The organism is Staphylococcus epidermidis, assembly GCF_006742205.1.
Classification (GTDB): Bacteria; Bacillota; Bacilli; order Staphylococcales; family Staphylococcaceae; genus Staphylococcus; species Staphylococcus epidermidis.
The window spans coordinates 1,111,605-1,125,793 of the sequence record NZ_AP019721.1 but is presented as its reverse complement, the minus strand read 5'-3'; the positions used below and the strand labels follow the sequence as shown (position 1 = coordinate 1,125,793).

At 32.3% G+C, this 14,189-nt stretch carries 12 protein-coding genes; 4 read left to right on the top strand and 8 right to left on the bottom strand.

All coding sequences use genetic code 11. The features are described from left to right. Window positions 1–154: 154 nt before the first annotated feature. From FNL83_RS05615 to FNL83_RS05590, 6 genes are all read right to left on the bottom strand, one after another. Window positions 155–1,099 (bottom strand): acetyl-CoA carboxylase carboxyltransferase subunit alpha, encoded by a 945-nt coding sequence (locus FNL83_RS05615; protein WP_002440194.1) that lies wholly within the window; start codon window positions 1,097–1,099, stop codon window positions 155–157. After that, window positions 1,099–1,956, bottom strand: coding sequence for an acetyl-CoA carboxylase, carboxyltransferase subunit beta (gene accD, locus FNL83_RS05610; protein ID WP_002440197.1), 858 nt, complete (start codon window positions 1,954–1,956; stop codon window positions 1,099–1,101). The genes FNL83_RS05615 and accD overlap by 1 nt, the downstream gene beginning before the upstream one ends. A gap of 98 nt (window positions 1,957–2,054) precedes the next feature. Further along, the gene (ystJ, locus tag FNL83_RS05605) at window positions 2,055–3,284 is read right to left on the bottom strand and encodes an NADP-dependent malic enzyme (protein WP_002440198.1); all 1,230 of its coding nucleotides are present in this window, start codon (window positions 3,282–3,284) and stop codon (window positions 2,055–2,057) included. 303 nt (window positions 3,285–3,587) lie between these two features. Beyond that, window positions 3,588–6,785, bottom strand: coding sequence for a DNA polymerase III subunit alpha (locus FNL83_RS05600; RefSeq protein WP_002486313.1), 3,198 nt, complete (start codon window positions 6,783–6,785; stop codon window positions 3,588–3,590). Between the two features lie 23 nt (window positions 6,786–6,808). Beyond that, complete coding sequence (locus FNL83_RS05595; RefSeq protein WP_001830818.1) at window positions 6,809–7,747, bottom strand: DHH family phosphoesterase; 939 nt, start codon at window positions 7,745–7,747, stop codon at window positions 6,809–6,811. A 33-nt stretch (window positions 7,748–7,780) separates the two neighbouring features. Beyond that, window positions 7,781–9,079: a DRTGG domain-containing protein gene (locus tag FNL83_RS05590; RefSeq protein ID WP_001830890.1), complete on the bottom strand. Its 1,299-nt coding sequence runs from the start codon at window positions 9,077–9,079 to the stop codon at window positions 7,781–7,783. Window positions 9,080–9,276: 197 nt separating this feature from the next. Between FNL83_RS05590 and FNL83_RS05585 the strand changes: the two genes are divergently transcribed. Then, window positions 9,277–9,690, top strand: a complete 414-nt coding sequence (locus tag FNL83_RS05585; protein ID WP_001830808.1) for a universal stress protein — start codon at window positions 9,277–9,279, stop codon at window positions 9,688–9,690. 300 nt (window positions 9,691–9,990) lie between these two features. Here the strand turns inward: FNL83_RS05585 and FNL83_RS05580 are convergent, their stop codons facing one another. After that, a complete protein-coding gene (locus tag FNL83_RS05580; RefSeq protein WP_001830786.1) occupies window positions 9,991–10,680 on the bottom strand; it encodes a metal-dependent hydrolase in 690 nt (229 codons plus the stop codon). 171 nt (window positions 10,681–10,851) lie between these two features. Here FNL83_RS05580 and FNL83_RS05575 point away from each other — a divergent pair, with 171 nt between their 5' ends. Then, window positions 10,852–11,907, top strand: a complete 1,056-nt coding sequence (locus tag FNL83_RS05575) for a M24 family metallopeptidase (protein ID WP_001830888.1) — start codon at window positions 10,852–10,854, stop codon at window positions 11,905–11,907. Between the two features lie 63 nt (window positions 11,908–11,970). Here the strand turns inward: FNL83_RS05575 and ald are convergent, their stop codons facing one another. Continuing rightward, window positions 11,971–13,086 (bottom strand): alanine dehydrogenase, encoded by a 1,116-nt coding sequence (gene ald, locus FNL83_RS05570; protein ID WP_001830775.1) that lies wholly within the window; start codon window positions 13,084–13,086, stop codon window positions 11,971–11,973. A 147-nt stretch (window positions 13,087–13,233) separates the two neighbouring features. Here ald and FNL83_RS05565 point away from each other — a divergent pair, with 147 nt between their 5' ends. Together FNL83_RS05565 and FNL83_RS12065 are read left to right on the top strand one after the other, a co-directional pair. Continuing rightward, window positions 13,234–13,734 carry a universal stress protein gene (locus FNL83_RS05565; RefSeq protein WP_002494483.1) on the top strand — a complete coding sequence of 167 codons (501 nt, stop codon included), beginning with the start codon at window positions 13,234–13,236 and terminating at the stop codon, window positions 13,732–13,734. A 312-nt stretch (window positions 13,735–14,046) separates the two neighbouring features. Continuing rightward, complete coding sequence (locus FNL83_RS12065) at window positions 14,047–14,184, top strand: hypothetical protein (RefSeq protein ID WP_162139018.1); 138 nt, start codon at window positions 14,047–14,049, stop codon at window positions 14,182–14,184. The last annotated feature ends 5 nt before the right edge of the window (window positions 14,185–14,189 follow it).

Here is a 14,189-nt window from a genome sequence, read left to right as displayed (position 1 = left end):
GATTTATCTTCAACTCTAAATTACCATAAATTTTTTTAACGTTCCATTAAAAGAAAGACAATTCATAGATGTAAACGTTTTAAAAATGTAATTTTTATTACAACATAAAAAAAAGAGCTAAAAGCCTAACAATTAGACTAATAGCTATACAAAATCACTCCACAACTGAACCAATTTTTCTAAATTTTTCAAAACGATCATTTGCTAATTCTTCAGGTGTGAGTTGCTTTAATTCATTTAAATGTTTAAGGAACATTTTCTTAATTGATAAAGCTTGTGCTTCTTCATCTTTTTGCGCACCACCAAGTGGCTCATTAATCACTTCATCTATAATACCTAAATCTAGTAAATCATGCGCAGTGATTTTCATAGTTTCAGCGGCAATTTGAGCTAAGTTACTATCTTTCCATAAAAGTGCAGCTGCTCCTTCAGGTGAAATAACTGAATAAGTACTATTTTCAAGCATCAGAACACGATTTGAGATTCCAATTCCTAAAGCGCCGCCACTTCCGCCTTCACCAATAACAACAGCAATAACTGGTACCGTTAATGAAGCCATTTCCATCAAATTTTTTGCAATTGATTCACTTTGACCTCTTTCTTCAGCTGCTTTACCCGGATAAGCACCTTTAGTATCTATAAAAGTAAATATTGGACGATTAAATTTCTCTGCTTGTTTCATTAAACGCAAAGCTTTTCTATACCCTTCTGGGTGAGCCATACCAAAATTACGATAAATATTATCTTTCGTGTCTTTACCACGTTGTTGGCCTATAACTGTTACAGACTTACCATCTAAGTAACCAATTCCACCAATCATTGCTGGATCATCCCTAAAACTTCTATCGCCATGTAACTCAATAAATGAATCAAAAATATAGGGAATATAATCTAATGTGGTTGGTCTTTCTGGTAAACGAGCGATTTGAACACGATCCCAAGGTTTTAGATTAGTGTACACTTTTGTAGTTTCTCTTTTTAATGATGCTTCCAGCATATCTATTTCATCTTGAAGATCAACTTCGTTTTTTTCTTGCGATTCTTTTAAAGAATCAATTTTATTTCTAATTTCAAAAAGTGGTTTTTCAAAATCTAACATTAGTTACTCACCTCTTGATGGATTTTTAAAATATTTGATAAAGTCTCACGCATATCTTTTCGATGAATGACTTTATCAAGTTGACCATGCTCTAATAAAAACTCAGCAGTTTGGAAATCATCAGGCAACTTTTCATTAATTGTTTGTTCTATAACACGTCTACCAGCAAATCCGATTAGTGCTTTAGGTTCACTTAAATTAATATCTCCAACCGAAGCAAAACTTGCAGAAACCCCTCCAGTAGTGGGATTAGTTATGTAAGAAATATATAATAGTCCTGCATCAGAATGTCTTTTTAAAGAAACACTTGTTTTCCCCATTTGCATTAAAGAAATAATTCCCTCTTGCATTCTAGCTCCACCACTCGCAGAAAACAGAATAAATGGCAAACGATGTTCTGTACAATAATCAATAATTCTGCATATTTTTTCACCAACTACAGAGCCCATGCTTCCCATTCTAAAACGAGCATCCATAACTGCAACACCATATTGTATTCCATCTAATTTCGCAGTACCAGACACTAACGCTTCATTAAGTCCAGTCTTTTGCTGATCTTTTTCAATTTTTTCTTCATACCCAGGAAAGTCTAATGGGTTAGCAGATGTCATACCTCTATCAAATTCTATAAATGATCCATCGTCTGAAATTGCTTCTATTCTTTTATATGCGGTTAAAGCTATATGATGATCACAATTAAAGCATACATTTAAATTTTCATTCAATTCTTTTGTATACATTATTTTTTTGCAATTAGGACATTTTGTCATTATACCAGCAGGTACATCATTTTGTTTAGAATCTTGAACTGTTAAATATTTCTTTTTCTTGCTTCGATTAAAAAAATCTTTAAACATTGGTAAACCTCCAAATATCCTCTGTTACTTCATTTAAAAAGACTTTATATTTTTTGTATAAATCATAATAGTACTAAAAATATAGCTATTCGTTTAATCTATTTTAAGTCAGTAAGTTTCATAGTTTTATCAAATATTTCTTGTGTATCAATTTTAATTCTTGCTACACCGGATTCCATAGCAGCTTTAGCTACATTTTTGGCTACTGATGGAGCTACTCTTTTATCAAATGGTCCTGGTATACAGTAATCAGGATGTAACTCATTTTCGTCTATTAAATGAACGATAGCTTCTACAGCTGCCTTTTTCATATCTTCGTTAATATGAGTGGCTTCAACATCCAATGCACCTCTAAAAATACCTGGAAATGCTAATACATTATTAATTTGGTTTGGAAAATCAGATCGACCTGTACCTACGACCTTTGCACCTGCCTGTTTGGCTTCATTGGGATTGATTTCAGGATTAGGATTAGCCATAGCAAAAATAATTGGATCATCAGCCATTGTCTTCACCATATCTTGAGTTAATATATCCGCTACAGATACACCTATAAAAACATCTGCATCTTTAATCACTTCTTCAAGTGAACCTTCAACTTTATCTTTATTCGTCCACTTAGCTACATATGTTTTTGTATCATTCATACCAAAATTTCTGCCAGAATAAATAGCACCTTTTGAATCGCACATAATCATATTATTCACACCATAAGCATGAAGTAACTTCACTATAGCGATACCTGCTGCACCTGCACCATTTAATACAACTTTTATATCCGTTAACTCTTTATCTACAATTTTTAAAGCATTGATTAACCCAGCCATAGTAACAATAGCTGTACCATGTTGATCGTCATGAAAAATAGGTATATTGGTCTCTTTCTTTAAGGTTTCTTCAATTTCAAAACAGCGGGGAGCTGATATATCTTCAAGATTAATTCCACCATAGTTTGGTGCAATAAGTTTTACTGTTTTTATGATTTCTTGAGTGTCAGTTGTATCTAGAGCTATTGGCACACCATTAATACCCGCAAAACTTTTGAACAGTGCTGCCTTTCCTTCCATTACTGGAATACTTGCTTCTGCTCCAATATTCCCTAAACCGAGAACAGCAGTTCCATCTGTTACAACAGCAACTGTATTTCCTTTAATAGTGTACTCATATACTTTTCTTGAATCTTCATGGATTTCTTTACAAGGTTCTGCAACGCCAGGTGAGTATGCTAGGCTTAATTGTTGCTTATTTGTCACTTTAACATTTGGTGTAATTTCTAGTTTACCTTGGTTCTCTCTATGCATTTCTAAAGCGTCATCTCTTAAAGACATTTAATCAACCCCTATTTTATTTTGTGAGAAGTCATTGAACTATATATATTCAATACATAAGTCAATCCATGAAAAGAAAACTGAATCATTTTAAATATACACGATTTACTAGTAAATATGTAGAACAATAGTACAATCATTGAAAGTAAATTGATTTTTAGATGTTGCAATTCAAATTATTTCTTCTGCTGATAAAACAGATTTAGTGTGTTAAATCAGAACAAAAAATAATTATAAAAGAAAAACTGATGATTAAGAAATAATCATCAGTTAACTATATCATAATTTAAAAATCGTTAAAAGTTAAATAAATCTAATATCAGCTGGCGAATAAGTTTGTATTAATAGATCAAAATTTTGACGTTGACGTTCAATTTGTCCCAACATTGTCATCTTATTTGCACTTTCGTCAAAACCATAAATATTTAATGCATGTTGTTCATTAGATTCTACTTTTGAATGTTCAAATTGTGGTTCTAGATGTGTTACATTACGTAAAATAACTTTTTTCGAATTAGACAATTTTGTTTGCTCATACGCTTCAACTTCAAAAAGTTGATTGATGATAAGTTGCATTTGTTGGTTACGCTTTTCAAATTTACCTAATACGATATACATCTGTTCCTTTGAAATAGAAGTTTCGTATTTTTTAAACTTATCTGGGAAAATCACTCCATCCATCATCGTTCTTCCATCATTCATCGTTACAAATGCCATATTTTGACCATTCTTCGTTCTTATTTGTTTGATATGGTCAAATTGAACAAGTATAGGTTGGTAGTGACTTCCATTAGACAATTGAAATATGCCTAAATATTGTTTCTTTTCAAATTTCTTTTCAACTGGATGTTTACTAATATAGAATCCTAGGTATTCTTTTTCATAATCACTTAATAATTGATCAGGTAGTTCCTCTTTTTCTTCATACGATTGTTTAGGAGTTAAAAGATCGAAAAGCATTTCATCTTGCTCAACATCAGAATTCAAATCTAATACTTGATCAATTGCTTGTAATAATGTCGCTCTAGTTTTGCCAAAAGTGTCGAATGCGCCTACTAAGATAAGAGACTCAAGTAATTTTCTATTTTTCACCCTTTTTGGTATACGTCTTGAAAAATCAAAGAAATCTCTATAAGGTCCATTCTGCTGACGTTCATCAATAATTAATTTAACGCTTTGATATCCAATTCCTTTAATTGTACCTAAAGACAGATATATTCCTTTATTACTTGCCTTATAATACCAATGACTTTGATTAATATTGGGAGGCAAGATGCTAATTCTTTGGTGCTTAGCTTCGTCAATCATAGCTGCAGTCTTTTTTTCACTTCCTATTACATTACTCAAGATATTTGCATAAAAATAATGAGGATAGTGCACTTTTAAATAGCTCATAATGTATGCAATTTTTGAGTAACTAACAGCATGGGCACGTGGGAACCCATAATCTGCAAACTTAAGTATTAAATCAAAAATTTGCTTACTTATCTGTTCATCGTAACCGTTATTTTTTGCACCATCAATGAAATGTTGACGCTCACTTTCTAAGATTGCACGATTCTTTTTACTCATTGCCCTTCTTAAAATATCTGCTTCACCATAACTAAAACCAGCAACTTGACTTGCTATTAGCATTATTTGTTCTTGATAAATGATAACACCATATGTGTTTTTTAAGATTGGTTCTAAATCTGGATGTAAATAAGCAACTTGGTTAGGATTATGTCTACGGGTTATATAAGTTGGTATTTCTTCCATTGGTCCTGGTCTATATAATGATGTGACAGCTACGATATCTTCAAAATGTTCGGGTTGCAATCTTTTTAATACGCTTCTAACACCGTCTGATTCCAATTGAAATATACCTGTAGTGTCACCGTTTGATAATAAATCAAAAACTTTTTTATCATCATAAGGTATAGCTTCTATATCAATATTTATATTTAAATCCTTTTTAACTTGTAAAATAATTTGATGAATAATTGATAGATTGCGTAATCCCAAGAAATCAATTTTTAATAATCCTATACGTTCCGCTTCTGTCATAGTCCACTGCGTTAATAATCCTGTATCACCAGTTGTTAATGGGGCAAATTTGAATAATGGTTGATCATTGATAATGATACCTGCAGCATGCGTAGACGTATGTCTTGGTAATCCCTCTAACTTTTTACTCACTTCAAACCAACGTTCATTTCTATGATTACGATGAACAAATGCTTTAAACTCTGGCTTTTGGTATGCTTCTTCAAGAGTTATACCTAATTTATGTGGAATAAGTTTTGAAATCTCATTTAAACTCGTTTCATCAAATCCCATTATTCTTCCTACATCTCTAGCAACAGCACGAGCTAACAGATGCCCAAATGTCACAATACCTGATACATGATGTTCACCATATTTATCTTGTACATACTTAATTACTTTTTCACGTCTCGTGTCTTCAAAATCAATATCAATATCTGGCATAGTTACGCGTTCAGGATTAAGAAATCTTTCAAATAAAAGATTATATTTTAACGGGTCTATAGTAGTAATACCTAATAAATAACTTACTAATGACCCTGCTGATGAACCACGACCTGGCCCAACCATCACTTCATGTGTTTTAGCAAAATGAATCAAATCACTTACAATAAGAAAATAATCCTCGAAACCCATATCAGTAATAATTTTATATTCATGTTTCAACCGATTGAAATAAGTTTTATCATTAAGTTCCCATTCTCGTAACCTATGTATAAGTATCGTCCAAAGATAATCTTTCGAAGTTTCACCATTAGGTGTCACAAATTGTGGCAACAGGGATTGATGGTATGCAATTTCTGCTTGGCATAATTCTTCAATTTCATTCGCGTTAGTAATCATATCTTCACTAAGATTTAGTGTTTGAAGTTCTTCTATACTAGGAAAATGTTCATCAAGTGTTTCTTTCTCATGTATTAAATCTAACTTAGTATTATCTCTTATGGCATGTAACGCTGGAATGGTTTCAGCATCATCTTCATTTAAGTATCTTGCAGATTGCATCCATACACGTTTGCCAGTCAATGTATTATTACTATTGTGATTTAAATATAATTCTTTCTTACCTTCAAAAGCATCAATAACTTGCTTATGAGACAACTCAGCCTCTTTAAATATGATAATTAAATGTTCGTCGTATCTTTTTAGCCATTCAATTGGCACTTCTTCTTTATTTCTCATCATTATAGCAGAAGAAAGTTGATATAATGACTTGAGTCCTTGATTATTTTTTGCTAAAACAACCGTTTCAATAGTATAGAGACCATCCGTTAAATATATAGTCATACCAAAGATTGGATGTATGTGAGCTGCAATACAAGCATCATAAAACTTTGGATAACCGTACAATACATTTGTATCGGTTATTGCAAGCGCACGATATCCTTCTTTTTTAGCTTTATCTATTAATGCATCAATTCTTAAACTAGAATCTAACAGGTCAAAAGAAGTATGAATATTTAAATGTGCTACCATGGTCTCTTACCTCCTTTTAAAAATTATAACTTGTCGTTTAAAGCTTCGGCGAGTTGCTCGAATTGCTCCCAACTATTTACTGAAACTCCAGATGCATTTGGATGTCCACCACCACCAAATGTATTAGCGACATCATTAATAATAATATGACCTTTAGAACGCAACCGACATCTAATTTGATCTCCTTCATCAACGCCAAACATCCATATTTTTAATCCTCGAATATCTGCGATTGTATTTACAAATAAAGACGCTTCATTAGGTTGTATTTGAAATTTTTCAAGTATGTCTTTAGTTATTTTAACTTTGCAAAATCCTTTATCATTTAAATCAAAATTTTGCAATATATATCCTTGAAATGGTAATAGTTTTGGATCCTTTTCAGACATTTTGTTTAATTCTTGGTTGTGATCAAAAGGATATGTAAGTAATTTTCCAGCAATTTGCATTGTTCGTGGCGTTGTATTATTAAATAAAAAACGTCCAGTATCACCAACGATGCCAAGATATAATACTCTAGCAACTTGTTCATCAATGATATGTTCATCATTGAAATGTGAAATGAATTCGTAAATTATTTCACTAGTGGAAGAAGCTTTGGTATTAACATAGTTAATATCTCCATACTGATCAGTAGCAGGATGATGATCAATTTTCAAAAGTTTGGTACCTGTATCATAACGTTGGTCATCTATTCGTGGCGCATTTGCCGTATCACATACAACTACAGTCGCTTTCTTGTATATATCATTGTCAATTTCGTCCATCAAACCTATAAATTTCAAAGAATCTTCATTAGCTCCTACAGCATAAATTTGTTTGTTTGGAAACTTCTTTTGTAAGTAATATTTCAAACCTAATTGTGAACCATATGCGTCTGGATCGGGTCTTAGATGTCTGTGAATAATAATTAATTCACTTTGTTCTAATGCTTCCATTATTTCATTCATTTTTACTTCCATATTAATTACTCCCTTTAAACTTCTAAATATTATTTAAAACCCATCAAACATTTGACAAATTACTAATGCATTAGCAACTTTTTCACCATTATTAATCATAGTAACTTCTAATTTAGCAAAATATCGGCCAACATCTAACATTTCATAATGTACTTCAATAGTAGATTCAATTGGTACAGTCTTAATATAGATAATACTCATACTTTCTATCATGACATTACCTTTTTTATACTTTCTCATTTCGTGCCGAATCGTTTCCTCAATAATTCCAACAAATACTGCTTTACTTAGTGTACCGTAATGATTTGTAATGAGTGGAGATACGTCGACATTTATTCCTTGTTGATGTATTGAAATATGTTTGGCAATTTGATCATTGACTGTTTCACCAATTTGAGGTTGTCTACCTAATAATTGCATTGATTTTAAAACATCCTGTCTGTTAATCACACCGACAGCTTTTTTATTATTATCAGTTACTGGTAATAATTCAATCCCTTCCCAAATTAATAAATGGGCACAACTAGCAACCGTATTTGTTAATTTAACACTCAATGGATTTTTAGTCATAACTTTACCTAATAGGTCTTCTTCGTTCATATTAATGATTTCTCTACTAGTTACTATACCTACTAATTTAAATTCTTCGTTTACTATAGGAAACCTTGTATGGCCGGTTTCATTCGCTATTTTTTTGTAATCATGTATTGTCATTGAATCAAATAACACTGATAGTTCATTGATTGGTTTAACTATATCCTCAACCACAAGTATTTCTTTGCGTATTTTTTGATTAAACATTGCTTTATTGATGATATTAGCAACTAAGAATGTATCATAACTTGAAGAAATAATTGGTAATTCATGCTCATCTGCATAACGTATAATTTCAGCACTTGGACGAAAACCACCTGTGATGAGTATTGAAGTTTCACGTTTTAAAGCTTCAATCTGTACATTTTCTCTATTTCCAACAATTAATAATGTGTGTTTGCCTATATATTTCAGAATATCATCAAATTGCATTGCTCCTATCGCAAATTTTGAAACTGATTTATTAAGTCCAGCTCTACCGGCAAGTATTTGGCCCTCGACAATATTTGCAATTTCATTAAACGTTAAGTTATCTAAATTTTCCCTACTTCGTTTCTCGATTCTAACAGTACCAACTCTGTCAATAGTTGCTACAATTCCAAGTTGACTCGCATCTTTAATTGCTCTATACGCAGTACCTTCAGACACATTAAGATCTTTAGCAATCTTTCGTACAGAGATTTTAGAGCCAATTGATAAAGATTCGATATGTTTAATTATTTGTTCATTCTTTGTCATCCCGTTACCTCTTATTTCTTTATAACAGTCTTTTTATCATTATAACTTTTAATGTACAAAAAATCATTGTTCAATCATTGTAAAATACTAAATATTAATCAATATAAATTACCGTTAAAGTTTATATTCAAAATATTTAAATATTAATGGAAATTACACTAAAACTTTACTAAAATAAAGTTGAGGAGGGATGATTTATGTATAAACATATTCTACTTGGGGTAGACACTCAAATTAAAAATGAGAAAGCTCTTAAAGAGGTGTCTCGTTTAGCTGGTGAAGGAACTATCGTCACAGTTTTAAATGCCATTAATGAGCAAGATGCTCAAGCGTCAATCAGAGCTGGCGTACATTTAGATAAGCTAACCGAAAAACGTTCTAAAGGTTTAGAAAGTACACTTAAAACTCTAGAAGACTACGGCATTGATTATGATGAAGTTATTGTAAGAGGCAATGCTAAGGATGAGCTATTAAAATTTGCAAATAGTGGTAAATATGAAATTATTGTTCTAAGTAACCGAAAAGCTGAAGACAATAAGAAATTTGTTTTAGGTAGCGTAAGTCATAAAGTAGCTAAACGTGCTACTATTCCTGTTTTAATTGTTAAATAAACGACATACTAGTAACCTAAAATACCAAAACTATAATAAATGAGCTAGAATTTGTAATGAATTCTTGTTCCTAATTAAATACCTGGCATTTGTATTAAAAAGCTTGATATAATTTCAATTTTTTATTCAGCAATCGACTTGCCACAACATTAGGAAGCCTGAGACATTAAGTGTGTCTCAGGCTCTTATTTATATTTCATAAATTCAAAATAACAACTTACTACTGTTAAATTTTAATTATCGTTGTACTTTTAGAAAATGACTTAAAAATCAAAAGCTATTTGTCATTTAGACAAACAATTAAAATTCCACTGATTCACCCGGTTTAAGAATTTGTACTTCCCCTACCTGAACTGCATCCTTAAATTGCTCTGGATCTTGTTCAATTAACGGGAATGTATTGTAATGAATAGGAACACTGATTGTAGGCTTAATAAATTCATTAATAGCGTAACTAGCATCTTCTATTCCCATAGTAAAGTTATCTCCAATAGGAACAAAACATACATCAACTGGGTGTCTATCTGCTATCAGTTTCATATCACTAAATAATCCTGTATCCCCAGTATGATAGATAGTCTTGCCTTCAGCTTCGACAATAATTCCCATAGGCATACCTAAATATACAGGCACACCATTGTCATGTGTAAAGCTAGAACTATGGAATGCTTGAACAAATTTGACTGTTCCAAAATCAAATTTAGCCTTCCCACCAATGTTCATGCCATGAACATTTTCGACTCCGTGATAAGTAGATAAATATCCTTGTAATTCTGCCGAACCAATCACAGTTGCATGATTACGATTAGCCAATTCAACTACATCACCAAAATGGTCAGCGTGACCATGTGTTAAGATAATGTAATCTACCTCTAACGTTTGTTCATCTAGGTCACATTTATCGTTGCCAGAGATAAATGGATCAACTATAACTTTCTTGCCGTTACCTTCAAAATAAATTGTTGATTGACCATGAAATGAAAGTTTCATAAGAGTTACCCTCCTAAAAGTAATATCTTTTAATAGTATACCCTACCAGTCACATTTATAACACTAGTGAGCTATTTAGCTTGTTAAGTTCAATCAATAACCCTTACTTTTTGAAAACTATATCTTATTAGCATAGAATTAATATATCATCACATGATGGAGGTTCATTATATGACTAAAATAAAAGAAATCAAAAAAGTTTTACAACAAGAAGATGCTGATGCAGCATGGATTACGACACCCTTAAACATCTTTTACTTTACTGGGTATCGAAGTGAGCCACATGAAAGACTCTTCGCTTTGCTTATTCCATCAAATGAAGAGCCTGTTTTATTTTGTCCAAAAATGGAAGTTGAAGAAGTAAAACAATCACCGTTTAAAGGTAAAATCATCGGTTATTTAGATACTGAAAACCCATTCGACAAATACTCTAAAACTTTCTCTAAAATGCTCATTGAAAGTGAACATCTTACAGTTAAACGTCAAAGAGAACTAACAAAAGCCTTTAATATAGAACACTATCAAGATGTTGATCAATCAATCAAGGACTTACGCAATATCAAATCAGAAGATGAAATTATCAATATAAAAAAAGCAGCTGCGTTAGCTGATAAATGTATTGAAATTGGTAAATCCTTTCTTAAAGAAGGTGTTGAAGAAAGAGAAGTTGTCAACCATATCGAAAACGAAATAAAAAAATATGGTGTTAATGAAATGAGTTTCGACACGATGGTACTCTTCGGTGACCATGCTGCTTCACCACATGGAACACCCGGTGACAGAAAATTACAGCAAAATGAGTTTGTACTATTTGATTTAGGTGTTGTATACCATCATTATTGCAGTGATATGACACGCACAATTCATTTTGGCACACCTAATAAGGAAGCACAAAATATATATAACATTGTTTTAAAAGCAGAAACAGAAGCAATTAAATCTATTAAACCAGGAGTTACCATCAAAGATATTGATAAAATTGCTAGAGATATCATCGAAGAAGCAGGTTATGGTGATTACTTCCCACATAGACTAGGTCATGGATTAGGTCTTGAAGAACACGAATATCAAGATATATCAAGTGTAAATAATAATCAACTTGAAGCAGGCATGGTGATTACTATAGAGCCTGGCATATATGTCCCTCATGTGGCTGGTGTTAGAATTGAAGATGATATTTTAGTAACTGAAAATGGTTATGAAATATTAACTCAATACGAAAAATAACAAAACAACAAAAAACCCCAAGCTCCATTCACATGAATGAAGTCTTGGGGTAAATTTCACGCATTATTTCAATGCATCTTCAATTGAAGTGTATTCAAAATTAAATGTATCAGCTACATTCTTATTAGTCACATGTCCATTAAATGTATTCAGACCTAGAGATAATGGATGATTTACTTTAAATGCTTCACGATAACCTTTATTAGCCAATAATTGCGCATAAGGTAATGTTGCATTGTTCAATCCAATTGTAGATGTACGTGGAACGGCACCTGGCATATTAGCTACAGCATAATGCACGACACCATGTTTAGTGTAAGTCGGATTATCATGAGTAGTAATCTTATCAGTTGTTTCAAAAATTCCACCTTGATCTATCGCAATATCTACAATCACTGATCCATCTTTCATTTCTTTTATCATATCTTCAGTCACTAAGTTTGGAGCTTTAGCACCTGGAATAAGGACTGCTCCAATCACTAAATCGCTTTCTTTCACATACATTTCTATATTTAATGGATTAGACATAATTGTTCTTACTCTGCCATCAAATAAGTCCTCTAATTCTTCTAAACGTTTAGGATTAACATCTAGTATTGTCACTTCAGCTCCCAATCCTAAAGCTATCTTAGCTGCATTTGTACCTGCTTGACCACCACCAATGATAGTGACTTTGCCTTTAGGTACTCCAGGTATGCCACCTAGTAAGATACCCATACCTCCATTAAATCTTTGTAAAAATTCAGCTCCCACTTGTGTAGACATTCTACCAGCCACTTCACTCATTGGTGTTAATAACGGTAAAGAACCGTCTGGTAATTGTACAGTTTCATAGGCAATAGATATAACCTTGTTGTCCACAAGTGCCTGAGTTAATTTCTGTTCATTCGCAAGGTGTAAATAAGTAAATAAGATTAACTCTTCTTTAAAGAATTTGTATTCCGATTCAAGTGGTTCTTTAACTTTGATGACCATATCAACATCCCAAGCTTTTGACTGCTCATCAACAATTTTGGCACCGGCTTCTTGATAATCACCATCTTCAAAGTAAGATCCTAGACCAGCATTTGTTTCTACTAAAACTTCATGTCCTTGGTCTACAAGTGCATGTACACCACTTGGGGATAACCCCACTCGATTCTCATTATTCTTTATTTCTTTAGGAATCCCAATTTTCATATTATCTACCTCCAACCTTATCGTAACGTGTCCTTATTAAAACGGCAAACAATAACATATAATGACATAATTTTGTAATTATTATTAATTAAATATTCTGTTTATTATGTTAAAATAGAATTAAGAAAGATAAAGGGGGCAATAATGATGATTTCTTATAAAAACATATTAATCGCAGTCGATGGATCTCACGAAGCAGAATGGGCTTTTAACAAAGCTGTCGGTGTTGCTAAACGTAACGATGCTCAATTAACTATTGTGAATGTAATTGACTCACGTACGTATTCTTCTTATGAAGTATACGATGCTCAATTCACAGAAAAATCAAAGCATTTCTCCGAAGAATTACTTAAAGGTTATAAAGAAGTAGCCACAAATGCAGGTGTAAAAAATGTGGACACACGTTTAGAATTCGGCTCACCTAAAGCAATTATACCTAAAAAATTAGCGCGTGATGTTGGTGCTGATTTGATTATGAGTGGTACATCAGGTTTAAATGCGGTAGAACGTTTTATTGTTGGCTCTGTATCAGAAGCGATTGTTCGACATGCACCTTGTGACGTATTAGTTGTGCGTACAGAAGAAATGCCTGAAGATTTCCAACCTCAAGTAGCAACACCTCAATTACGTGAAAAATATCAAGATTAGTCACTGTTATAGATGAAATTAAAATGAGGCTGGGACATAATTCCTAGCAAAATAGCCAGTAAATGAGTTTTCATAAATTCATTTACTGGCTTCTTTATTTACAATACTTCGTTTTGTTGGCTCGCTTTCTTAGGGGACAGCTTCAGCCTGTAGTCTTCAGCTTGTCCTGTTCCCTCAAGAGTCTCGCCAAAATACTTTGAGTTTATATGTAATTTTACATTAAAATACTTTGAAAAATAAGGACCTTTCACATAATTTAATAAATACCAATAAACAAAATTAACGAGGTGCCTTATGTATAAAGACTATAACATGACTCAACATACTCTACTAATGGAAACTTCAGTTCTTATCCCCACAAATGATATTTCACGACATGTAAATGATATTGCAGAAACAATTCCCGATACTGAATTCGATGAATTCAGATATCATCGTGGCTTAATATAAGAAAA

Bases quoted from the DNA above. Each gene is read 5' to 3' on its own strand.
- FNL83_RS05615 (WP_002440194.1), bottom strand. From the start codon at position 1,099: ATGTTAGATTTTGAAAAACCACTTTTTGAAATTAGAAATAAAATTGAT.
- FNL83_RS12065 (WP_162139018.1), top strand. From the start codon at position 14,047: ATGACTCAACATACTCTACTAATGGAAACTTCAGTTCTTATCCCCACA.
- FNL83_RS05580 (WP_001830786.1), bottom strand. From the start codon at position 10,680: ATGAAACTTTCATTTCATGGTCAATCAACAATTTATTTTGAAGGTAAC.
- FNL83_RS05565 (WP_002494483.1), top strand. From the start codon at position 13,234: ATGATTTCTTATAAAAACATATTAATCGCAGTCGATGGATCTCACGAA.
- FNL83_RS05575 (WP_001830888.1), top strand. From the start codon at position 10,852: ATGACTAAAATAAAAGAAATCAAAAAAGTTTTACAACAAGAAGATGCT.
- FNL83_RS05590 (WP_001830890.1), bottom strand. From the start codon at position 9,079: ATGACAAAGAATGAACAAATAATTAAACATATCGAATCTTTATCAATT.
- accD (WP_002440197.1), bottom strand. From the start codon at position 1,956: ATGTTTAAAGATTTTTTTAATCGAAGCAAGAAAAAGAAATATTTAACA.
- FNL83_RS05600 (WP_002486313.1), bottom strand. From the start codon at position 6,785: ATGGTAGCACATTTAAATATTCATACTTCTTTTGACCTGTTAGATTCT.
- ald (WP_001830775.1), bottom strand. From the start codon at position 13,086: ATGAAAATTGGGATTCCTAAAGAAATAAAGAATAATGAGAATCGAGTG.
- ystJ (WP_002440198.1), bottom strand. From the start codon at position 3,284: ATGTCTTTAAGAGATGACGCTTTAGAAATGCATAGAGAGAACCAAGGT.
- FNL83_RS05595 (WP_001830818.1), bottom strand. From the start codon at position 7,747: ATGGAAGTAAAAATGAATGAAATAATGGAAGCATTAGAACAAAGTGAA.
- FNL83_RS05585 (WP_001830808.1), top strand. From the start codon at position 9,277: ATGTATAAACATATTCTACTTGGGGTAGACACTCAAATTAAAAATGAG.